General features: G+C 68.0%; 19 protein-coding genes and 1 tRNA gene. 8 read left to right on the top strand and 12 right to left on the bottom strand.

The annotated features are described in order from the left end of the window. Positions 1-235 precede the first annotated feature (235 nt). The gene (locus tag HOV91_RS13060; RefSeq protein ID WP_174185638.1) at positions 236-946 is read right to left on the bottom strand and encodes a DUF8020 domain-containing protein; all 711 of its coding nucleotides are present in this window, start codon (positions 944-946) and stop codon (positions 236-238) included. A gap of 306 nt (positions 947-1,252) precedes the next feature. Between HOV91_RS13060 and rfbB the strand changes: the two genes are divergently transcribed. Beyond that, a complete protein-coding gene (rfbB, locus tag HOV91_RS13055) occupies positions 1,253-2,269 on the top strand; it encodes a dTDP-glucose 4,6-dehydratase (protein ID WP_174185637.1) in 1,017 nt (338 codons plus the stop codon). Positions 2,270-2,326: 57 nt separating this feature from the next. Here rfbB and HOV91_RS13050 read toward each other — a convergent pair whose 3' ends face one another. After that, positions 2,327-3,922 carry a DUF2142 domain-containing protein gene (locus HOV91_RS13050; RefSeq protein ID WP_246350036.1) on the bottom strand — a complete coding sequence of 532 codons (1,596 nt, stop codon included), beginning with the start codon at positions 3,920-3,922 and terminating at the stop codon, positions 2,327-2,329. Beyond that, the gene (locus tag HOV91_RS13045) at positions 3,919-4,905 is read right to left on the bottom strand and encodes a glycosyltransferase (RefSeq protein WP_174185636.1); all 987 of its coding nucleotides are present in this window, start codon (positions 4,903-4,905) and stop codon (positions 3,919-3,921) included. Before HOV91_RS13045 ends, HOV91_RS13050 begins: the two co-directional genes overlap by 4 nt. A gap of 144 nt (positions 4,906-5,049) precedes the next feature. Here HOV91_RS13045 and HOV91_RS13040 point away from each other — a divergent pair, with 144 nt between their 5' ends. Together HOV91_RS13040 and HOV91_RS13035 are read left to right on the top strand one after the other, a co-directional pair. Further along, a complete protein-coding gene (locus HOV91_RS13040; protein ID WP_312884583.1) occupies positions 5,050-5,586 on the top strand; it encodes a GtrA family protein in 537 nt (178 codons plus the stop codon). A gap of 134 nt (positions 5,587-5,720) precedes the next feature. Then, entirely contained in the window at positions 5,721-7,637 is a 1,917-nt protein-coding gene (locus HOV91_RS13035; protein WP_174185635.1) for a glycosyltransferase, read from the top strand. 116 nt (positions 7,638-7,753) lie between these two features. Here HOV91_RS13035 and HOV91_RS13030 read toward each other — a convergent pair whose 3' ends face one another. From HOV91_RS13030 to HOV91_RS13000, 7 genes are all read right to left on the bottom strand, one after another. Further along, positions 7,754-8,605 carry an SDR family oxidoreductase gene (locus tag HOV91_RS13030; protein WP_174185634.1) on the bottom strand — a complete coding sequence of 284 codons (852 nt, stop codon included), beginning with the start codon at positions 8,603-8,605 and terminating at the stop codon, positions 7,754-7,756. A 143-nt stretch (positions 8,606-8,748) separates the two neighbouring features. Next, the gene (locus HOV91_RS39850; protein WP_246350035.1) at positions 8,749-9,465 is read right to left on the bottom strand and encodes a hypothetical protein; all 717 of its coding nucleotides are present in this window, start codon (positions 9,463-9,465) and stop codon (positions 8,749-8,751) included. Between the two features lie 56 nt (positions 9,466-9,521). Then, positions 9,522-10,568, bottom strand: a complete 1,047-nt coding sequence (gene rsgA / locus HOV91_RS13020) for a ribosome small subunit-dependent GTPase A (protein WP_174185633.1) — start codon at positions 10,566-10,568, stop codon at positions 9,522-9,524. A gap of 251 nt (positions 10,569-10,819) precedes the next feature. Continuing rightward, entirely contained in the window at positions 10,820-11,848 is a 1,029-nt protein-coding gene (gene glfT1 / locus HOV91_RS13015) for a galactofuranosyltransferase GlfT1 (protein ID WP_217440266.1), read from the bottom strand. Beyond that, complete coding sequence (gene wzt, locus HOV91_RS13010) at positions 11,845-12,681, bottom strand: galactan export ABC transporter ATP-binding subunit Wzt/RfbE (protein WP_043717973.1); 837 nt, start codon at positions 12,679-12,681, stop codon at positions 11,845-11,847. Before wzt ends, glfT1 begins: the two co-directional genes overlap by 4 nt. Positions 12,682-12,691: 10 nt before the next feature. Beyond that, positions 12,692-13,525, bottom strand: a complete 834-nt coding sequence (wzm, locus tag HOV91_RS13005) for a galactan export ABC transporter permease subunit Wzm/RfbD (protein WP_174185667.1) — start codon at positions 13,523-13,525, stop codon at positions 12,692-12,694. 273 nt (positions 13,526-13,798) lie between these two features. Then, a complete protein-coding gene (locus HOV91_RS13000; protein WP_174185632.1) occupies positions 13,799-14,404 on the bottom strand; it encodes a bacterial proteasome activator family protein in 606 nt (201 codons plus the stop codon). A 241-nt stretch (positions 14,405-14,645) separates the two neighbouring features. Here HOV91_RS13000 and HOV91_RS12995 point away from each other — a divergent pair, with 241 nt between their 5' ends. After that, entirely contained in the window at positions 14,646-15,848 is a 1,203-nt protein-coding gene (locus HOV91_RS12995; protein ID WP_174185631.1) for a cysteine desulfurase-like protein, read from the top strand. 15 nt (positions 15,849-15,863) lie between these two features. Here HOV91_RS12995 and HOV91_RS12990 read toward each other — a convergent pair whose 3' ends face one another. Next, entirely contained in the window at positions 15,864-16,868 is a 1,005-nt protein-coding gene (locus HOV91_RS12990; RefSeq protein WP_174185630.1) for a zinc-binding dehydrogenase, read from the bottom strand. A 131-nt stretch (positions 16,869-16,999) separates the two neighbouring features. Here HOV91_RS12990 and HOV91_RS12985 point away from each other — a divergent pair, with 131 nt between their 5' ends. From HOV91_RS12985 to HOV91_RS12970, 4 genes are all read left to right on the top strand, one after another. Further along, positions 17,000-18,178 (top strand): alpha-hydroxy-acid oxidizing protein, encoded by a 1,179-nt coding sequence (locus HOV91_RS12985; protein ID WP_174185629.1) that lies wholly within the window; start codon positions 17,000-17,002, stop codon positions 18,176-18,178. A gap of 130 nt (positions 18,179-18,308) precedes the next feature. Further along, positions 18,309-18,719 (top strand): MarR family winged helix-turn-helix transcriptional regulator, encoded by a 411-nt coding sequence (locus HOV91_RS12980; protein WP_174185666.1) that lies wholly within the window; start codon positions 18,309-18,311, stop codon positions 18,717-18,719. 24 nt (positions 18,720-18,743) lie between these two features. Then, a tRNA-Ser gene (locus HOV91_RS12975) sits at positions 18,744-18,828 on the top strand. Between the two features lie 498 nt (positions 18,829-19,326). Beyond that, positions 19,327-19,548 (top strand): hypothetical protein, encoded by a 222-nt coding sequence (locus HOV91_RS12970; RefSeq protein WP_174185628.1) that lies wholly within the window; start codon positions 19,327-19,329, stop codon positions 19,546-19,548. A gap of 81 nt (positions 19,549-19,629) precedes the next feature. Here the strand turns inward: HOV91_RS12970 and HOV91_RS12965 are convergent, their stop codons facing one another. Continuing rightward, a complete protein-coding gene (locus tag HOV91_RS12965; protein ID WP_174185665.1) occupies positions 19,630-20,703 on the bottom strand; it encodes a nitric oxide synthase oxygenase in 1,074 nt (357 codons plus the stop codon). Positions 20,704-20,957: the final 254 nt, after the last annotated feature.

The raw sequence follows: 20,957 nt of genomic DNA, 5'->3' as shown, positions 1-20,957 counted from the left end.
GCCGAGCGTGGCGCGCTCTTCGGCGTATGCCGCCCGCGATCAGGAACCATAAATTCTTGATCGAAGTTATCTGTCCTTGATAGCGCAGGTCAGCGTGCAAGAAAATCGCATTGGTTCCATTTTGTTCAGCATTTGTTCACCTTCGCTGGGCAAGCGAATAACGCCGAGCCCCGTCCGCGTGGTCGCGCGGACGGGGCTCGGCTTTTCGATTCAGTTGTGTGCGTTCAGCCTGGAATTACTTGGCGGGCGTGAACGGCTGGTTGATCGTGGTGAAGTACTGGATCGCAGCACCGATCGCGACCGGGGCGGTGATCAGCAGCTGGCCCGCGAGGGTGCCGAGCGCGCCGACGGCGAGGATGCCACCGAGGCAGCCGATGGCGGCAGCCGGGATGAACGGGCCGAACAGGCCGACGATCGTCGCCGAGGCCACGGTGGCGCCGGCGATGCCGCCGAGGACACAACCGACGGCGCCGCCGCCGATGCCGCCGACCAGGGTGCCGATGGCGGCACCGGTGGAGATGGTGTCCTTCAAGCGGTTGAACGCGGCGACCTCACGGTCGTACTCGCTCTTCCACGGCGCCTTGTCCTCGAACGGGAGGGCGACCGGCTTGTAGGTCGCGTGCGCCAGGTCGAACTGCGGGGTCAGGGTGGCGGTGCGGTCCGCGATCTCGGCAGCGATCGGGAACTCGAACTCGTCAACCCGGAAGGTCAGCGGCATGCCGGTGAGGACATCACCGTTGGCGGCCTTGACCTTGAAGGTGCCATCCTCGACGACCATGGAACCGGCATCGGTCGTGATGATGGACTGGGTGTCAGTGGTGTGCGCGGTGAAGTTCACCGCGCCGTTGTCGGCTTCGGTGCCCGGAGCCGCGTTCACGGTGCCGGCGGTGACGCCGAGAGCGGCGATCAGCAGTGCCGACGTCGCGGCGAATTTCCTCATCAGCATTTTGTTTCGAACCTCGATTGGAACGTTCGGAGGGGACTAGACGAGCAAAATCTAGACCAGCTAACGCGTGGTGAACCCGTTGTGACTGTTTATTCAAATTTTGTTCACCGTCGAGACTTGCGGCTTGGTGGGGCCGCGGAAATGTAGGCGCTGACCGGGGTTTTCCCCAGTGAACCAATCTGTGAGTTCTTCTCGGTGGGAAGTCAATGAGACGAACGTCACAGATCTAAAACCTGGAGCGGCCCTCGGCCGCACGGGATTTCGAGTCCGTCGCCGAGGCGCACCGGCCCCACGTAGAGTCATGGGGTGCGATTGCTCGTCACCGGCGGCGCCGGTTTCATCGGCGCGAACTTCGTCCAGCAGACCGTGTCCGACCATCCGGATACGACCGTCACCGTCCTCGACGCCCTGACCTACGCCGGGAACCGGGCCTCGCTCGCCCCGGTGGCCGACCGTGTCGACTTCGTGCACGGTGACATCGCCGACCTCGACCTGGTCGACGAACTGGTCAGCGGCGTCGACGCGGTGGTGCACTTCGCCGCCGAGTCGCACAACGACAACTCCCTCGCCGAGCCGTGGCCGTTCGTGCAGACCAATATCGTCGGCACCTATTCGCTGCTGCAGGCCGTGCGCAGGCACGACGTGCGCTATCACCACGTCTCGACCGACGAGGTCTACGGCGACCTGGCCCCGGCGGACCCGGCCTTCACCGAGACCACCCCGTACAACCCGTCCAGCCCCTACTCGGCCACCAAAGCTTCCAGCGATCTGCTCGTGCGTGCCTGGACCCGGTCGTTCGGCGTGCGGGCCACCCTCTCCAACTGCAGCAACAACTACGGTCCCTACCAGCACGTGGAGAAGTTCATCCCCCGTCAGATCACCAACCTGATCGACGGGGTGCGTCCCCGGCTCTACGGTGCGGGGCACCAAGTGCGCGACTGGATTCACGTCGAGGACCACAATCGTGCCGTCTGGGAGATCCTGCTGCGCGGCCGGATCGGGCAGACCTACCTGATCGGCGCCGACGGGGAACTCGACAACAAGTCCGTGGTGCGGATGATCCTCGCGGAGTTCGGCCGCGACCCCGATGATTTCGACCACGTCACCGACCGGCCCGGCCACGACCAGCGCTACGCGATCGACGCGACCCTGCTGCGCGACGAACTCGGCTGGCGGCCGCGCTTCGCCGACTTCCGCGCCGGTCTGGCGGCGACCGTCCAGTGGTACCGGGACAACGAAGACTGGTGGCGCCCGTACAAGGCCGCCACCGAGCGGGCCTACCTCGCCGCAGGCGAGCGGACGCTCAGCGCGACGGGAGACTGAGACGGCAGCGGCGCCGGGGGACCAGCCCCGCGTCGCCGCGCCGAAATTCTCGCTCGCTCAACCCCAGACGATGGTGTAATACTTCGCCGCAGCCGCGATCAAGGCCACACTCGCCGCGACGACCACGGTGACGGCCGGACCCATCGACGGGGTCTTGCCCGCGGAATCGGTGAGCCGCAGAGGCATCCAGCGCAGCAGCACGGCGAACGTGACGATCGCCAGCGGCACGAAGTAGCGGCCCTGCACGCCGTCGATGATGTAGTACCCCACCGGCGTGAACGACATGTAGAGCGTCACGTAGATCATCGCGACGCTCGCGGCCATGGTCAGCGCGACGAGCAGCGTGCGGCGGAAAGCCGGGGCGGTCATCCGCTCGGCGACACCGAGACTCACCGCGAAAGCCAGCAGGCAGGCCAGCATCGACAGTGCGGGCACGTCGACGTAGGCGAAGCCGAGTTCGCCGAAGAACTGACTGAACCAGCGCTGGTCGCGCAGCGCGATACTCTCGCCGAAGACGTGCACGAACTGCGGCGGATCGCGCAGGATGCCGCTGAGCTGATCACCGGGGCGCACCGAGTGCCACTGGTGCGGCGGACGCATCAGGCCCATGCCGTCGCCGGTCGGCGCCGCGATCTTCATCCACACCGCGAAGGCGAGCGCGCCGGTGGCGGCGAAGGCCCACGGGATACCGCGCCGCCAGCCGCTGAACCCGAACCGGTCGGCGGGTACCAGCGCCACCAGCAGTGCGAGCAGCACGTAGGTCGGCTTGCTCACCGGCAGCAGGATCGTCGCGGCCAGCAGCGCGCCGATCTCCGCCCGGCCCAGGCGTTCGCCGAGGAACACGGCCTTCACCAGCAGCGCGGAGACCAGGATGGCCAGCGCGTTGGTCATCGTGTCGGCGGTGACGGTGCCCGCTTGGAACACCGCGATAGGCAGCACGGCGACGGTGAACGCCAGCCACTGCACCCGGTGCGCGCGCAGTGCGTACAGGCCGAACCCGACCACCGCGAGGTAGGCGAGCAGTCCGGTGAGGCGGGTGAGCAGGAGCAGGCCGCCCACGTCGAGCCCGAAGAGTTCGCCGAGACGGATGCCGATGGCCGCCGGGACATAGGGGACCGGCGAGTAGGCGGCGGTATTGGTGAACCAGACCGGTTCGGTGGCGTCCGACACCGCGGCGCCCGTCAACTGGTCGTAGCGGCCGGGGTCGCCCACCATCGGGTCCGGCTCTTCGGGGTTGGTGGTGTAGTCCTTCAGCGCGTAGCCCATCAGCACCGTGATGCTGGACGGGACGTCGCCGCCGTAGGCGATGCCGCGATCGTCGTGGATCTTCTGGGGCAGGATTCCGCCGTGCGCGACCTGGTAGGCGCGACCGAACTGGGTGATCTCGTCATGACCCCAGAACGGTGGGGTGAGGACGGTGAACAGCGCGCCGAAGATCGTCGCAAGCAGGGTGAAGGCGATCGTCGCCCCGCCGAGCCGGGTCACCGCGCGGCTCGCGAAGCCTTCGGTGGACCGGTCGGCGCCGGAAGTGGTCGCCGGGTCGGCGTCGACCGCGGGTAGCGGTGCGGTGTCGGTCGCGGGTAGTGGCGCCGTGTTCGCGGGCTCGTCCAGATCCTTGTCCGGCGTCGCGGTGGGATCCGCCGAGGTCGTCAACGCCCGGCCTCGCCGGCACGGGCGGCGGCGCCGGTGCTCCGCGGGTCGTCCGCGCCGACCGCGGTGTAGCGCAGGTAGACCAGGCGCGCGGCCTCGTGGCGGGAACGCCGGATGCCGTCGAGGATCAGGCCCGCGGTCCAGGCGAGACTGCCCAGCAGCAGCAGCGTGAAGCCGAGGAACAGCGTCGGGAAGCGCGGCACCTCATGGGTGTTGTAGAACTCGACGACGATCGGAATGGTCAGGATGATCGAGACCAGCCAGCTCAGCGTGCCGAACAGACCGTAGAAAGCGACCGGCCGCTCGTGCCGGGCCAGCCCGACGATGAGAGCCAGGATCTTGAAACCGTCGTGGTAGGTGCGCAGCTTGCTCTCGCTGCCCGCGGGGCGATCCCGGAACCCGACCGGCACCGCCGTCTTCGGCACCCGCAGGTGCAGCGAGTGCACGGTGAGCTCGGTCTCGATCTCGAACTCACGGGACACCGCGGGGAAGCTCTTCACGAAACGGCGGGAGAACACCCGGAAGCCGGAGAGCATGTCCTCGACGTTCTCGCCGAACACTTTCCCGACCACGCCGTTGAGCACCTTGTTGCCGGTTTCGTGTCCCGCGCGATAGGCCGAGCCGCTCTCGTCCTGCTTGCGCACGCCGAGCACGTGATCGTAGGGGCCGTCCAGCAGCGTCTTGATCATCAGCGGCGCGGCGGACGCCTCGTAGGTGTCGTCGCCGTCGATCATCAAGTACACGTCGGCCTCGATGTCGGCGAAGGCGCGGCGCACCACATTGCCCTTGCCCTTGGTGTGCTCGTGCCGCACGATCGCCCCGGCCTCGCGTGCGCGTTCGGCGGTGGCGTCCGTGCTCAGATTGTCGTAGACGTAGACGACGATTCCCGGCACGGCGGCCTGCAGATCTGCCACGACCTTGGCGACCGAAGCCTCTTCGTTGTGACACGGAACCACGGCGGCAATACGGAGCTCGGTGGAGTCCACCCGGGTCAATCCTCGCGATCGGTGAATGTGGGAACACGGGGAGGGTACAGGGAACTCACCTTCCGCGCGTGGCCGACCTCACCGTGCCCGGGAGCGGTTTTTCCCGTCGTGGGCGGTTGTCCGAGCCTGCGGTACCGTCGGGCGGTGCCATCCAGTGAGTCCGCCGCACCCGCGGGCGAGTCAGTGCCACAGGAGACCGCGACGGTCGGTCGCGCAGTGCTCACCGCGCTGCGCAGAGGCGGGGCTTTCCTGGTGGTCGGCGCGATCGGGTTCCTGGTCGACGCGGGCACGTACAACCTCCTGGTCTTCTGGGGTGGCGAGGGCGTGCTCTATCACTACCCACTACCGGCCAAGATCATCGCGATCGCGGTGGCGACGGTGGTGACCTATTTCGGCAACAAATGGTGGACCTTCGCGCACAAACGGACCGACAATCCCGGACGCGAGTACCTCCTCTACGCCGTGTTCAACGTCGTGGCGATCGGCCTGCAACTGGGCTGTCTCGGCTTTTCCCGCTACGTGCTCGACCTGTCCAGCCCGCTGTCGGACAACCTTTCCGGTACGTTGATCGGGCAGATCGTGGCCGTGGTGTTCCGGTACTGGGCCTACGACAAATTCGTCTTCACCGGGGCACGCACGGGCAATGGCAGCGCCACCGACAACGAATCGGCGAACGTTTAGCAATGGTTCGACCACACGTCGGCGTTGCTGCACGGCGGGCAAGCGCACACAGCGGTTGATATCCTCACCCCCGCCGTGAAGGCATCGAGGGGCGTGTCTGTCCCGTCCGGCACAATGAGAATTTCGAGGATTTCATGGATCAGTCGGCTATCGAGGCCGTTACCGAAACAAACGATCGCTCGACGGCCGCTGAGGCGCCTGCCGCGCTGCGCGCCGACCATCGGGCGCCGGACCGGCTCGTGTTACAGCGCGGCATCTTCACCGGCCCGTCGGCGAAGGTGAGCGACGAGCTGTACGCCGTGGTGAAGGGCGGCGCGCACCGGGAACGCCAGACGCTGCGCCTGGACAAGGGCGCGACCGCGCACACCAACACCTACTTCGGCCGGTTCGCCGCCAGCTACTGGCAGCGCTGGACCACGGTCACCGAAGTGCGGGTCACCATGGTGCTCGACGTGGCCGCCAAGGCCCGGATCCGGCTGGTGGCCTCCGACATCGCGGGCCACCGGCGGATCATCGACACCGCGCGGGTCGACGCGAGCGGCCCGGTGACGCTGAATGCCCCGCTCGACCAGTACGTCGACGGCGGCGCGCTGTGGGTGGAGTTCGACGCCATCGGCGGCGCGCTCGGCATAGCGGAGCTGACCTGGACCGCCGTCGCGCCGGAGCGGGTGCGTCCGGTCGCCATCGCCATCTGCACCTTCAACCGCGCCGCGGACTGCGCCGAGACGGTCGCCGCGCTGGCCTCCGATCCCGTCGTGCTGGCCGCCATCGACGCGGTGTACGTCGTCGACCAGGGCACCGATCTGGTCGAGAACCGGCCGCGCTACCAGGAGGTCGTCCCGGTCTTCGGCGAGAAGCTGCGCTACCTGCGTCAGCCGAACCTCGGCGGCGCGGGCGGCTTCACCCGCGGCCTGTACGAGGTGTCCGCGGTGAACGAGCACGCCGACGTCATCCTGATGGACGACGACATCCTCTGCGAACCCGAAACCGTGCTGCGGCTCAACGCGTTCGCCAACCTGACCGTGGAACCGACCCTGGTCGGCGCGCAGATGCTGTTCCTGCTCAACCCCGACTACCTCAACGTCGGCGCCGAGGAGGTGCACCTGCACCGGCTGCGGCACGGCCAGAAGGTGCCAAAGGCGCTGCGCAACACGAGCATGCTGAAGAAGAACCAGGAGCGCCGCGTGGACGCGGGCTACAACGCCTGGTGGACCTGCCTGATCCCGGCCGAGGTGGTCGCGAAGATCGGCCTGCCGATCCCGATCTTCTTCCAGTGGGACGACGTGGAATACGGCGTCCGGGCGCGCGAGCACGGTTTCGTCACCGTCACGCTGCCCAACGCCGCGGTGTGGCACGCGGACTTCTACTGGAAGGACTACGACGACTGGGCGCGCTACTTCAGCACGCGCAACTCGCTGATCGTCGGCTCCTTGCACACCGAGCTGGACGGGAAGGAGATCACCCGCAAGCTGTTCCGGGAGATGTCCGAGCAGCTCGTCGCGATGCAGTACGGCCTTGTGCACACCACCTTGCAGGGCATCGAGGACTTCCTGAAGGGACCGCAGGTGCTGCGCGACGGCGGCATCGAAGCGCTGGCCGCCGCGCGCACCAGCCGGGCCGACTACCCCGAGACGATCAAGCACCCGGCCGCGACGCCGCCGGTCCGCTCGGCGGACATCCAATTGCGCCGGGCCGGCGGGGAACCCAGCCGCGCGCTGCTGGTGCTGGTCAAGCGCGCGATCAACCAGTGGCTGGGCCGTACCCAGCACGGCATCATCGGCGTCACCAGGGAAGACGCCTACTGGTGGCACGTCTCGCTGTTCGATCACGTGGTGGTGACCGACGCCTCGCAGTCCGGTGTCCGGGTGCGCAGGCGCGACAAGGCCCGCGCGCGTCAGCTGCTGCGCCGGATGGTTCGGGTGCTGCGCCGGTTGCGGCGGGAACTGCCCGCTCTGCAGGAGCAGTACCGCGCCGCCATGCCGGAACTGACCAGCCGCGAGAACTGGGAGCGGCTGTACGGGATCGAAGGGCCCGGCGCTCCGCGCGCCTAGGCCGAACCGCGGGTACCCCCGACGTAGCGTTCAGATCCCTGATCGCTCTCGGGGGTACTCGGCCCTCTTTCGGAAACTGTTACCGCGTACGCGTTCTCGTCGCGGCGACGAGCTTGTCAGAGGAAAAGGTCGGTGGTGAGTTCGCCGTCGCCGGGGGTGACGCGGTACTTGTCCAGATCGGTGATGCCGTGAGCGGCCAGCACCTCGTCGTCGATGAAGAAGTTGCCGCTGGTCTCCTTGCCGGGTGAAGTGAGCACCAGGTAGGCGGCGTCGGCGTAGATGTCGGGGGTGCGCGAGGTGGAAACCATCTCATCACCGCCGAGCAGGTTCTTCACCGCGGCGGTGGCGATGGTGGTGCGCGGCCACAGCGAGTTGACGCCGATGCCGTCGCCCTTGAGTTCCTCGGCCAGCCCCAGGGTGGTGAGCGACATGCCGTATTTGGCGATGGTGTAGCCCAGCGCCATGCCCGCCCATTTCGGGTCCAGGTTCAGCGGCGGGGACAGCGTGAGGATATGCGGGTTGCGCCCCGCCTTCGCCGATTCCCGCAGATGCGGGATGCTCAGCTTGGACAGCAGGAAGCTGCCCCGGCAGTTGATGTCCTGCATCAAGTCGTACTTCTTCATCGGCAGGGCGTCCGTGGGGGACAAGTCGATCGCGGAGGCGTTGTTCACCACGATGTCGATGCCGCCGAAGCGCTCGACAGTCCGGCGCACCGCCTCGGCCACCGAATCATCGATGCGGACGTCGCCCACGAACGGCAGCACCTGCGCGCCCGCCGCCTCGAGTTCCGCGGCGGCGGTGTGGATGGTGCCGGGCAGCTTGGGGTGCGGCTGATCGGTCTTCGCGATGAGGGTGATGTTGGCGCCGTCGGCCGCGGCCCGCTTGGCGATCTCCAGCCCGATGCCGCGACTGCCGCCGGACATGATCATCGTTCGGCCCGCCAGCGGCTTGGATCCCGGTTCCGTCATGTGACCTGCTCCTTCGTTTCCGCCGCAGGCAGCAGCCCGCGGCTGTACGCGCTTGCAGACTAAGCGTAGACCCCGCTCCTATGCAACCAGTTGCATAGGGTGTGCGAAGAGAGGGCACCGGCGTGCCGGTGCCCTCTCTCGGCTCAGATCGAGGCGATGAGCACGATGTTCAGCAGGAACATCAGTCCGACCAGTGCCCAGACGATGTACAGGAACAGCATGCCCGGCGCCTTCTGCGGAACCGGTCCGATCGCGCCGTTGAGGAAGATCACCACGGGGGCCTTGTAGTAGAACCGGGTGGCCTGTCCGTCGGCGATCGGCACGGTCACGTTCGCCGGACCCATGTCGAACAACCACGGAGTGGTGACCCGGACGTGGTACTGCCCGGGGCCGACCGGAATGTGGTTGGCTCCCCAGCGGGTGTTGGGCACCCGCTGGCCGTTGACCAGGATCTTCGGCTTGGTCAGCGCGAGCAGGAACGTCCAGACCGAGTACGAGGCATCGATGGTGATGCCCGGCGGGTCGGCGGGTTGGCCGTAGCCCTGCTGCGGAGCGAACTGCTGCGGCTGCCCGTACGGTTGCGGCTGCCCGAACTGCTGCGGCGCACCGTATGGCTGCGGCTGGCCGTATTGCGGTGCGGGCTGCCCGAACTGGGGCGCGGGCTGCCCGTACGGCGGCTGACCGACCTGGGGTTGGACGAGATGCGGTTGGCTCGGATGCTGCCCCGCGGGCGGCGCGTACTGCGCGGGCGCCTGCGGCGGCGGGTACTGCCCGACGGGCGGCTGCTGACCGAACGCCGGCTGCCCGGGCCATTGCCCGGGCTGCTGGCCGTGTGGCGGGTACCCGCCTGGATGACTCATCTATCCCTCCCAGATAGCGAACGATGCGAGGGGCACCCTACCGTGCCCCTGCTCGATCAGCGTCGCGAGTTCTTCTCCCGGAACATCTTGCGGTGCTGTTTGGTGATGCCCCGCCACACCCGATCGCGTTCGGCTTGCAGACGTTTGTCGGTGCGCGCCTGCATCCACTCGTTCTCCCGCGCCAGCTTGTGGTAGCTGTCGAGTCTGCGCTGGGTGAGTTCGCCGTCCTCGATCGCCGCCCGCACCGCGCAGCCCGGCTCGCCGCGGTGCGCGCAGTCGCCGAAACGGCACTGAGCGGCAAGGGATTCGATATCGCTGAAGGTCTTCTCGATACCTTCGGTGGCCTCCCACAATCCGACACCGCGCAACCCGGGCGTATCGATCAGGGTGCCACCACCCGGCAGCGGGCGCAGTTCCCGGTGCACCGTGGTGTGCCTGCCCTTCTTGTCCGCGTCGCGGACCGCGTTCGTCGCGAAGATCTCCGCGCCGAGCAGCGCGTTGGCGAGAGTCGACTTCCCAGCACCGGAGGGTCCGAGCAGCGCGACGGTGCCGTCGAGCATCGCGGTGAGCACCTCGAGCCCGAGGCCGGTGTTCGCGCTCACCTCCAGCACGGCAGCGCCCGGCGCGATGGCGCGCACCTCATCAAGCGGTAGGTCGGTCGCGGCGTCGGCCTTGGTGAGCAGCACGATCGGCTGGGCGTTGCTCTCCCAGACCAGCGCGAGCATGCGCTCGATCCGCCCGAGGTCCACATCACCGTCGGCGGCGGTGCAGATCAGGACGGTGTCGACGTTGGCGGCCAGCACCTGGCCCTGCGAGCGGCCGGACGCCGACGACCGCATGATCGCCGATCGGCGCGGAAGCAGACCGCGCACCGCCGACGCGGCGTCGACGGTCACCCAGTCGCCGGTGCACAAACCGCTGACTTCGGCATCCGGGCGCGGGCAGCGGGCGCGAGCGAGCCCGTTCGGCGTGGCCACGTCGCATTCACTGCGATCCATGCGGATCACTCGCGCGGGCACACAGTCTTCCTCGATCATCGAGGCGTAATGGGCGGAAACGGCTTCGGTCCAGCCGTAAGGGACGAGCAGGTCGTAGTCGACCATGGTGGATGGAATCCTTCGTCGGGCGCTGAACCCGACCAGGGTTCAGCGAGCGGAGAGTGAGGTGGAGTTTCGTGTGGCGGCGCGACTGAGGTCAGCTCGCCCGGACACGACAATCCGCACGTTCCTCGTCACGGTCCACACCTCCTTCCGCTCTCGCAGTCCACCCACTTTCGCACTTGTCCCCGTCGCGCACAACCGAATTTCCGACCGCACGGATTCCGGCGGTCCCTGCCGGGACGACCCGGCAGCGACTAGTCGGGTTTGCCGAACTGCTCGTGGCGGCCCAGTGAGCGTAGGTGGAACCATTCGCGCAGGCCGGCCGGGTCGCGGCGGGTGACAAGGAAGAACCAGGAGAAACGAATCCATTCCTGGGGAAGCAGTTTCCGCATGCCCGGCTGGGACATCAGGTAGCCGCGGTTGCGGTAGGTGAAGTAGCGCTTCACCGGGTCGTCCGGGTACTGCGTGTGCATCCGGCCGCCGAGGATCGGCTTGAACTCGGCCGCGCCGTTGGGATGCAGGTACGCCGTCTGCAGGCAGGTGCCGAACGGCAGCCCGGAGCGCACCAGCCTGCGATGCACCTCCACCTCGTCACCGCGCACGAACAGGCGCAGGTCCGGCACGCCGATCACGTCGACCGCCTGCGCGGAGATCAACGCGCCGTTGAACAGCGAGGCGATGCCGGGCAGGAAGTCCTCGTCGCCGAGCTCCGAGCGCAGCCTGCGCCAGACCACGCCACGGCGCAGCGGGAAGGCCAGGCGGTCGGGTTCATCGATGTCACAGACCACGGGCGAGACCTCGACCAGGCCGTGCCGGTTCGCGCAGTCCAACAGGATGGAGAGCACGTCGGGACCTTCCGGCCTGCCGTCGTCGTCGGCGAGCCACACCCAGTCCGCGCCGATGCTAAGCGCGTGCAGCATGCCCAGCGCGAACCCGCCCGCGCCGCCGAGGTTGTGCGCCGAACCCAGATAGGTGGCTTCCACCGGCTGGTCGCGCACCAGGTCGGCGACCTCCTGCTCGTTGCCGTTGTCGATCACGATCAAGTGATCCACCGGCCGGGACTGGGAGGTGACCACCTTCAGCGACTCGGCGAGCAGCTCGCGGCGCTTGTGCGTGACGACGACGGCCACGACGCGCGGCTGCGAATCGTTGTCCTCCGCAGCGGGTTTCGCCGCCGACGGGGAGGCGGAGGCGTCGAGCTCGGCGGCCTGCTCCGGCACGGAGCCGATCCGGGCCTGCGCCCCTTCGTCGATCGGGGTGTCCTGCCCGGTCGGCTCACTCATGCCTGATTCTTCTCCAATTCTCGTTCGGTAGCACCGGCCCGTTCGGCTTCCATCTCGCGCAGCACCGTCGCGACGTGATTCCCCGCCTCCGGCCCCTCATAGGCTCGCACCACTTCTTCGATGCCGCCACGCAAGCGGATCTGGCCGTGGTCGATCCACAGCGCCGTATCGCACAGCTGCGCGAGGAATTCGTTGGAATGGCTGGCGAAGACCAGGATTCCCGAACGCGCCACCAACGACTGCAACCGCAGCCGGGCCTTCTTCATGAATTCCGCGTCCACCGCGCCGATGCCCTCGTCGAGCAGCAGGATCTCCGGATCGATCGAGGTGACCACGCCCATGGCCAAGCGCACCCGCATACCGGTGGAATAGGTGCGCAGCGGCATGGACAGGTATTCGCCGAGCTCGGTGAAATCGGCGATCTCATCGATCTTCGACAACATCTGCTTGCGCGTCTGCCCGAGGAACAAGCCGCGGATGATGATGTTCTCGTAGCCGGAGATCTCCGGATCCATGCCGACGCCGAGGTCGAACACCGGCGCCACCCGTCCGCGGATGCGCGCACTGCCGCGCGAGGGCTCGTAGATACCGGAGAGCAGGCGCAACAGCGTCGACTTGCCCGCGCCGTTGTGCCCGACCAGGCCGACCCGGTCGCCTTCCCGCAACGAGAGATTGATGTCACGCAGGGCCTCGACCACGACGACGTCGGACTGATTGCGCCCGATTGCGCCGCCCGCTTTACCGAGGAACGCCTTTTTCAACGACCGCGATTTGGCGTCGAAGATCGGGAATTCGACCCACGCCTCCTGGGTCTCGATACTCACACGACTCATCGGGGCGCTCCTATACCCAGTACGGTACGCGCGAACGGTACTGCTTCATGGCGAAGATCGCCACGATCCAGCCGACCAGGGTGATCGCGCCGACGATCACCCAGTGGCGCAGTTCCTGCGGCTCGCCGAGCAGGGGCGCCCGGACGATTTCGAGATAGTGGAACGTCGGCACGATTTCGGCCAGTTTCGCGCGGTCGCCGTCGCCGATCTGCGATTCCAGGGTCTTGGTCGTCCACATGACCGGAGTCAGCACGAACAGCATCAGCGTGGTGCTGCCGAGAATCGGCGCGATATCGCGGTAGCGGGTGCTGAAGATGCCGAACACGATCGACACCCACATGGAATTCAGGAAGATCAGCAGGATCGCCGGGATCGCCATCAGGCTTGCCACGCCGAGGTGGCGCCAGACGCCGAACGCGGCGAGCATCACCAGGTAGATGACCATGTTGTGGGCGAAGAACAGCAGTTGCCGCCACACCATCCGGTAGACGTGCACACTCAGCGCGGAGGGCAGCTGTTTGATCAGGCCCTCGTTGGCGATGAAGACCTCCGAGCCCTCCAGGATGCTCGCGCTGATCACGTTCCAGATGATCAGCCCGACCGTCACGTACGGCAGGTACTCGCGCAGCGGCTGGCCGAGCAGGGCCGCGTACAGCACGCCCATCGCGATGGCCTGCAGGCCGGTGGCGATGGTGATCCAGAACGGGCCGAGTACCGACCGGCGATAGCGCTGCTTGATGTCCTGCCAGCCCAGCGACAGCCACAGCTCGCGCTGGGCGAACCCGCCCGCGAAATCCTGGAACGCGCGCCGGAACGTCTGGGAGTCCGGCACGATCTTCGCCATGGTGGCGCCGGCGTGCAGGGTCTGCGCCTCCGGTGTGGCCGCGCTCACCGGAGCCTCCTGCGAGTCGTCGCCGGAAGGCGTCGTGTGCTCGGCCGGGGAGGTCGGCGAACTGTCATCTGAACGCGCTTGGTCATCGGAACCAACTGAGCTCTCTTCAGGGCGCACCGATCCCGGGTCGGAGACCGAGTCGGAGCGAGCGGCAGCGGCGGGCACGGTGCACGAGACTACCCCTGCGGCATCCCATCACCGTGCGGCACACGCGCGTCGACGGTCTCACAGGTACTGGCCGGAACCGCCGGTCACGTGACTGGACTGGCCGCCGCGCGGGTCGACGGCGTGGATGCCGGGCGGCAACGCGCCCTGCCGCATCTGTTCGAGCTGCGCGCGTGCGGCCATCTGCTGGGCGAACAGCGCGGTCTGGATGCCGTGGAACAGGCCCTCCAGCCAGCCGACCAGCTGCGCCTGCGCGATCCGCAGTTCGGCGTCGGTCGGAACGCCGTCGTCGGTGAACGGCAGGGTGAGCCGTTCGAGTTCCTCCCGCAGTTCGGGGGCGAGGCCCTGCTCCAGCTCCCGCACCGAGGACTTGTGGATCTCCTTGAGGCGATTGCGGCTGGCCTCGTCCAGCGGAGCCGCTCGCACCTCCTCGAGCAACTGCTTGATCATGGTGCCGATCCGCATCACCTTCGCGGGCTGCTCGACCATGTCGGCGAGTGATTCGCCGGAGTCGTCGCGGTCGTCCGACGTGTCCTTGTCACTGTCGTCGGTCACCACCTGCGCGGTGAGGGGCGCCTCCGAGCCGGCTGCCGCCGGAATGGCCAACGGCCTGCCGTCGGGTCCGACAACGACGATGTGGTCCGGTGCCTCATCCGAGTGCGTCATGGTCCCTATCATGTCGTGTTCGGTTCGAACGCGCTAAGCCGGTGGTCCGGTGGTGGGGGTGCGGCGCGCGTCGCCGGTCCACGTCGCCGGAAGGGGCAGGCGTTCTATTCTGTTCGGGTCGTGTGGTTCGGATTTGTCGAAAGTCGGTCGCCATGCTGAGTCCCAGGTCGCTGTGCTCCCGCCACGATGTGGAGGGGAACGCGGTTACACAGGCTCGCCTGCTGCCCTTAGAGTGGCCAGCATGACTTACGACGTCGCGAGGGTTCGGGGCCTGATACCGTCCCTGGGCGACGGCTGGATCCATCTCGACCCGCAAGCGGGCATGCTGGTTCCGGACGCGGTATCCCGCGCCGTATCGACGGGTTTTCGAACCTCTTCCTTTTCCCATATCGGCCGCAACGGCGCCGCCGTGCGCAGCGCGGCGATTCTGGACGCCGCCCGCGAGGCGGTGGCCGACCTGGTCGGCGGCGACCCGGCGGGTGTGGTGCTCGGCCCCGACCGCGCGGTCCTGCTGGCCTGGCTCGCCGAATCGCTGAGTTCCCGCCTCGGCCTCGGCACCGGCATCGTACTGTCCCGGCTGGACGACGAGGCGAACGTCGCGCCCTGGTTGCGCATCGCCAACCGCTACGGCGCGCACGTGCGCTGGGCCGAGGTGGAGATCGAGACCTGCGAGATGCCGTCCTGGCAGTTCGAGGAACTGATCGGGCCCACCGCGCGGCTGGTCGCGCTCACCGCCGCCTCGCCGATCGTCGGCTCGGCGCCCGCCGTGCGGGTGGCCGCGGACCGGGTGCACGAGGTGGGCGGCCTGCTGGTGGCCGACGCGTTCGGCGCCGCGCCGTATGCCCTGATCGACATCGATGAACTGAACGCCGACGTCGTCGCGTTGAGCGCACCGGCATGGGGCGGTCCGCAGATCGGCGCGCTGGTCTTCCGCGACCCCGCGTTCCTGGACCGGATCCCGTCCATGTCGTTGAACCCCTACGCGAAGGGCGCCGAACGACTGGAGGTCGGCGGACACCAGTACGCGCTGCTGGCGGGCCTGACCACCTCGATCGACTTCCTGGCCGGACTGGACGAGCGGGCGCACGGCACCCGGCGTGAGCGGCTGGAGATGTCGATCACCTCGCTGCAGGACTACCACGATCAGCTCTTCGAGCACTTGATGAGCATGCTGGACTCGATCCCCAGCCTCACCGTGATCGGCCGCGCGTCCACCCGCATTCCCACGGTCAGCTTCACGCTCGCGGGCATGCAGGCGGAGAAGGTCGCGGCCAAGCTCGCCGACAACCGGATCGGCACGGTGAGCGGCGTGCACGGCGGCAGCAGGCTGCTGGACGCGCTGGGCGTCAACGACGAGGGCGGCGCGGTGACCATCGGCCTCGCGCCCTACACCACCAAGTTCGAGATCGATCAGCTGGGCAGGGCACTGCTGGCGCTGGAGTGAGCGGCGTCGCCGCGCTCAGAGCTCCCGCACCCGCAGTACCACCTTGCCGAACACCTCGCCGGAGTCCAGCAACCGATGCGCTTCGGCGGCCTCCTCGATCGGCAGCTCGGCGGCGATGACCGGCGCCACCGTCCCGTCGGCGAGCAACGGCCACAGCTGCCTGCGCACCTCGGCGACGATCTCGGCCTTGCTGCCGACGCCGGTCGCGGGCCGCGCGCGCACGTTGGTGGCGTGGACCGTGCCCCACTTGCGCAGCAGTGCGCCCAGATTCAGCTCGGCGGTCAGGCCACCCTGCATGCCGATCACCACGAGGCGGCCGTGCTCGGCCAGCGCCTCGACATTGCGTCCCAGGTAGGCCGCGCCCATGTTGTCGAGGATCACGTCCGCGCCGGGGCTACCCGCGCCCGATCGCTCGGCGCGCACGACGGCGACGAAATCGTCCTCGTTGTAGTTGATCAGCACGTCCGCCCCGAGTTCCGCGCAGCGCGCCAGCTTCTCGGCCGAACCGGCGGTCACCGCGACGCGCGCGCCGAGGGCCTTGGCGACCTGGATGCCGTGGGTGCCGATCCCGCTGCCGCCGCCGTGGATCAGCACCAGCTGGTTGGCTCGCAGATCGGCCGTCATCACCAGGTTCGACCACACGGTCGCCGCCACTTCGGGCAGCCCGGCCGCCGCGCCCAGGTCGAGGGCGTCCGGAACCGGAAGCACCTGGGTGGCGGGCACCGCGACCCGTTCGGCATAACCTCCGCCGGACAGCAGCGCGCAGACCCGATCGCCGACCGCCCACTCCCGCACTCCGTCGCCGATTTCGGCGATGACGCCCGAACACTCGAGCCCCAGCAGCGGGCTGGCGCCGGGCGGGGGCGGATAGTGGCCCTGACGCTGCAATAGATCGGCGCGGTTGACGCCCGCCGCGGCCACCTCGATCAGCACTTCGCCGTGTCCGGGCTTCGGATCCGGCACCTCCGTCGATGACATCACCTCGGGTCCGCCGAAACCGTTCAGATCTATCGCACGCACCGTGCCATAGTGCTCCGCCCGGACGGACGGCTGCGCGCTGCCCCCCTCGAGTCGCCCTCCGGGCCGCGGCCGCGCCGGGCAATCCGGCAAGCCGCCTGCGGTGACCGGCGGCACGGACTACCGTTCCGGTGGTGAGCGGCGGCTTCATCGATTTTCAGAACGAGATCTATCTGGGCGGACTGGGTGGCGTGCGGCCCGAATTGCCCATGACCGCCGCGGGTTTGGCGTCGCTGGCGCAGGAGCGGCTGGATCCGGCCGCCTTCGCCTACGTCGCGGGCAGTGCGTCCGCGGAGCGCACCGCCGCCGCCAACCGGTCGGCCTTCGAGCGCTACCGTCTCCTGCCGCGGATGCTGCGCGGCTCCACCGGGCCCGGCGCCCGCGATCTGTCGGTGGAGGTACTCGGCACGAAGCTGGCCGCGCCCGTGCTCACCGCGCCGATCGGGGTGCTCGAACTGCTGCACGAGGGCGGCGAGGTGATCGTGGCCGAGGTGACCAAGGAGCTGGGTATCGGCACGGTGCTGTCCACCGCGGCCTCCTCGACCATCGAGGACGTCGGCGCGGCGGCAGGCGCGTGGTGGTACCAGCTGTACTGGCCCGCGGACGACGAGCTGGCCTGCTCCTTCGTCCGGCGCGCCGAGCGGGCCGGTGCCTCGGCGATCGTGGTCACCGTCGACACCCCGACCCTCGGGTGGCGGCCGCGCGACCTGGAGCAGGCGCACCTGCCGTTCCTGCACGGCAAGGGCATCGCCAACTACCTGTCCGATCCGGTGTTCCGGGCCAAGCTGCCCGCGGCGCCGGAGGAGAGCGAGGACGCGATGCGCACGGCCATCCTCACCTGGGTCGGACTGTTCGGCAACCACACGCTGCGGCCCACCGACCTCGCACGTTTGCGCGAGTGGACCGATCTGCCGATCGCGGTGAAGGGCATCCTGCATCCCGACGACGCGCGCCAGGTGGTGGATGCCGGCGCCGACGCGGTCGTGGTGAGCAATCACGGCGGCCGCCAGGTGGACGGTTCCATCGCGGCGCTCGACGCGCTGCCCGCGGTGGTCGCCACCATCGGCGACCGGGCCGACGTGCTGTTCGACTCCGGTGTGCGCACCGGTTCGGATGTGCTCGTCGCACTGGCGCTGGGCGCGAAGGCGGTGCTCTACGGGCGACCGTGGGCCTACGGCCTCGGCCTCGCGGGCGCGGCGGGCGCTCGGCACGCGCTGCGCGTGCTGCTCGCGGATTTCGACTCCGCGCTCGGCCTGTCCGGCTGCGCGAACCCGGCCGCGGTGAGTCGCGCGCTGTTGTCCACGGTGCGCTGACCTGCGATACCCGCTCATTTCCGCAGTTCGCCGCGCTTAGAATGGCCTCGTGCATCCCGAACCGAGCGGTCGCGTCCTGGCCGAGCCCCGCTGGCTCACCCCGGCACAGCAGCGCGCCTGGCGCGCCTATATGGACGGTCACCAGCGCCTGATGACGGCGTTGAATCGTCAATTGCAGCGCGACAGCGACCTGACCGTCGCCGAGTACCGGATCCTGGTGCTGCTCTCCGAGGCTCCCGACCGCTCGCTGCGGATGAGCGAGCTGGCCGACGGCGTGCTGTCCTCGCGCAGCAAGCTGACCCATCAGATCCGGCGCTTGGAGGCCCAGCGGATGGTCCGGCGCAACACCTGCCTGGAGGACGGGCGCGGTGTGCTCGCCGAACTCACCGAGGAGGGCATGCGCCGCCTGGAAGCCGCGGCTCCCGGCCACGTCGAAGCTGTCCGCCGCCACTTCATCGACCTGCTGGCTCCGGCCCAGCTCGAGGTGATCGGCGAGGTCTTCGGTCGCGTCGACGAGGAAATCGGTAAGCGCTCCCGCTGAGGAGTCCGCTACGATCAGGTCTCTGGAGACGTGGCAGAGCGGCCGAATGCACTCGCCTTGAAAGCGAGCGTCGCGAGAGCGACCGGGGGTTCAAATCCCTCCGTCTCCGCATCCGAAGACCGCGGGTGAGCCCGAAGCCAGGTGCCGACCTGCGGTTTCTGATATCGGTTCCGATTTGCGTCCGCATCGGCCGAACGTCGGCCGCAGGTGGTTCGCTCGACTCGGGGCTTGCTCCCCAGGTGGTCGGTTTGTCGTCGTGGCAGGTGGCGAGCCTGGGACGGACACCGCGCGGAGACGGTCCAGGGCAGTCGTGTGGCCCAGGGCTGTGACACGGAGCTTCCCCGTGGTGAAAGCGGTGGAGCGGCTGGCTCTTTCGCGCCTCCGTCCCTAAGATGGTCGACGGGGAAAGGGGGATGACGGCAAGTGTCTTTGTGATCGGCCATGTATTGCGCGGTTGCGCATCGGTCGATGAGTAATGGAAACGGTTTCAGGCAGTTGCGGTGGGGCGACGGATTCCGGGAAATTCCGGTCTTTCGCCGAGCAGTCGAACCGGCTGTTGTGGCAGGTGCCTGATGACCGAGTAACTCGCATATTCTGGGGAGGATTCATGACCACCCTTCGTAAGAAGGTCCCATTCATTCTTGCCGCCGCGGCGGTCGTCACCGGGTCGTCGGCGCTAGCGGCACCGAGCGCCAACGCATATCCCACGCACATCGCGTGCACCAAGGAAACTGCGAACTGGAAGTCCTACGATGGCCCCGGATACAGCGGGCAAGGCTGGGTGTGCACCTACAACGATCGAGAAGGCTGGCACTGGCAGCGCACATAGTCGGTCGCTTTTCCGAAACCGCCTGCGCTCGGCAGGCGGTTTCCGAAAGCCCTACTGTCTCCCGCGCCCCGCGCGGGGCGGTCACAGTGTCGCGTTCGCCCCGAAGTCCCTGCGGACGAAGTTCGGCCGGATGTCCAGGTCGGGCGGGTCGTAGTAGCGGTGGAAGGTAGGGGTCAGCCCGGAGGAAATGGGCGGGTTGATCCAGGACCAGTCGGTGGGGCAGGCGCGGCCGGCGGCTTCCTCGCGCTTGACGTGATCGCAGAACTGCTTGGCCACGGTGTGGTGGTCGACGATGTACACGCCCGCCTTCCGGAAGCTGTGCAGCACCGCGCGGTTGAGCTCGACCAGGGCCTGATCCCGCCACAGGCTGCGCTCGGACCTGGTGTCCAGGCACATCATCTCCGCGATCAGCGGGAGCATATTGTAGCGGTTGGTGTCGCTGAGGTTGCGCGCACCGATCTCCGCCCCCAGGTACCAGCCGTTGAACGGTGCGAACGGATATGTCATGCCGCCGATCTCGAGGTTCATGTCGGACACCGCGGGCAGCGCGTGCCAGCGCAGACCCAGTCCGGCGAACCACTCGAACTCGGGGTGCTCGAGTTCCACCTCGCGCGCGAGTTCGGGCGGGATGTCGAACCAGCGAATCGGCTCGTCCGGCGTGCTGATCAACAGTGGGAGGATGTCGAAAGGCGTTCCGGCGCCGCGCCAACCGAGCCGCGTCGCGAATTCGGTGAGCTCGACATTCGCGGCGTCACCGGTGACCGTGCCGTCCCCGTTGCGGTAGCCCGCGTAGCGGATGATCTGCGGGCTGACGATGCGGAACTCGCGACCGTCCGGTTGCCGCGGCGGGCCGACGGTGATCATCGACTGGATGGCGCCGCCGTTGGTGGCCATGTGCAGATGCTGCCAGCAGACCTCGGCCAGCTCACGCGCCGTGCGCACGCGCCGGGCGTCGAGCAATTTCAGGGAGCGCCAATGCTTGCGACCCACGCATCGGGCGTGATTGCGCCAGGCGAGCTTGGCTCCGATCAGGATCTCCTCGGCGGTCTGCGGATAGGCGCCGGTCTGCTCGAGCTGTTCCAGCGCGCTGCGCCTGCGCTGGGGATTCAGGTGCCCCAGTTCGGGCAGCCGGAAGAACTCGTCGCACTCCCGCATCCGGCGTGGCAGATCGGGCGGGAAAGGCTGCGGATTCGATTCGTTCTCGATCGAGGAGACTGGTGACACTGGATTCACGGTTTTCTCCGGTCGGGCATAGGTGCGGTGCTGAAACAGTTGGTCGAGCAGAGAATCAGCGCGCGAGCGCAGCGGGCACCGGCTGTGTGGCGGGTAGCCCACGAAGGCGGCCGGGACAGATGCCACGAAATAGCCTCTGTCCGACAAATAAACGAAGTCTCGATGGACTGTCGCGA

Source organism: Nocardia barduliensis (assembly GCF_013315795.1).
GTDB lineage: Bacteria > Actinomycetota > Actinomycetes > Mycobacteriales > Mycobacteriaceae > Nocardia > Nocardia barduliensis.
This window is presented reverse-complemented; position numbering and strand designations above follow the sequence as displayed.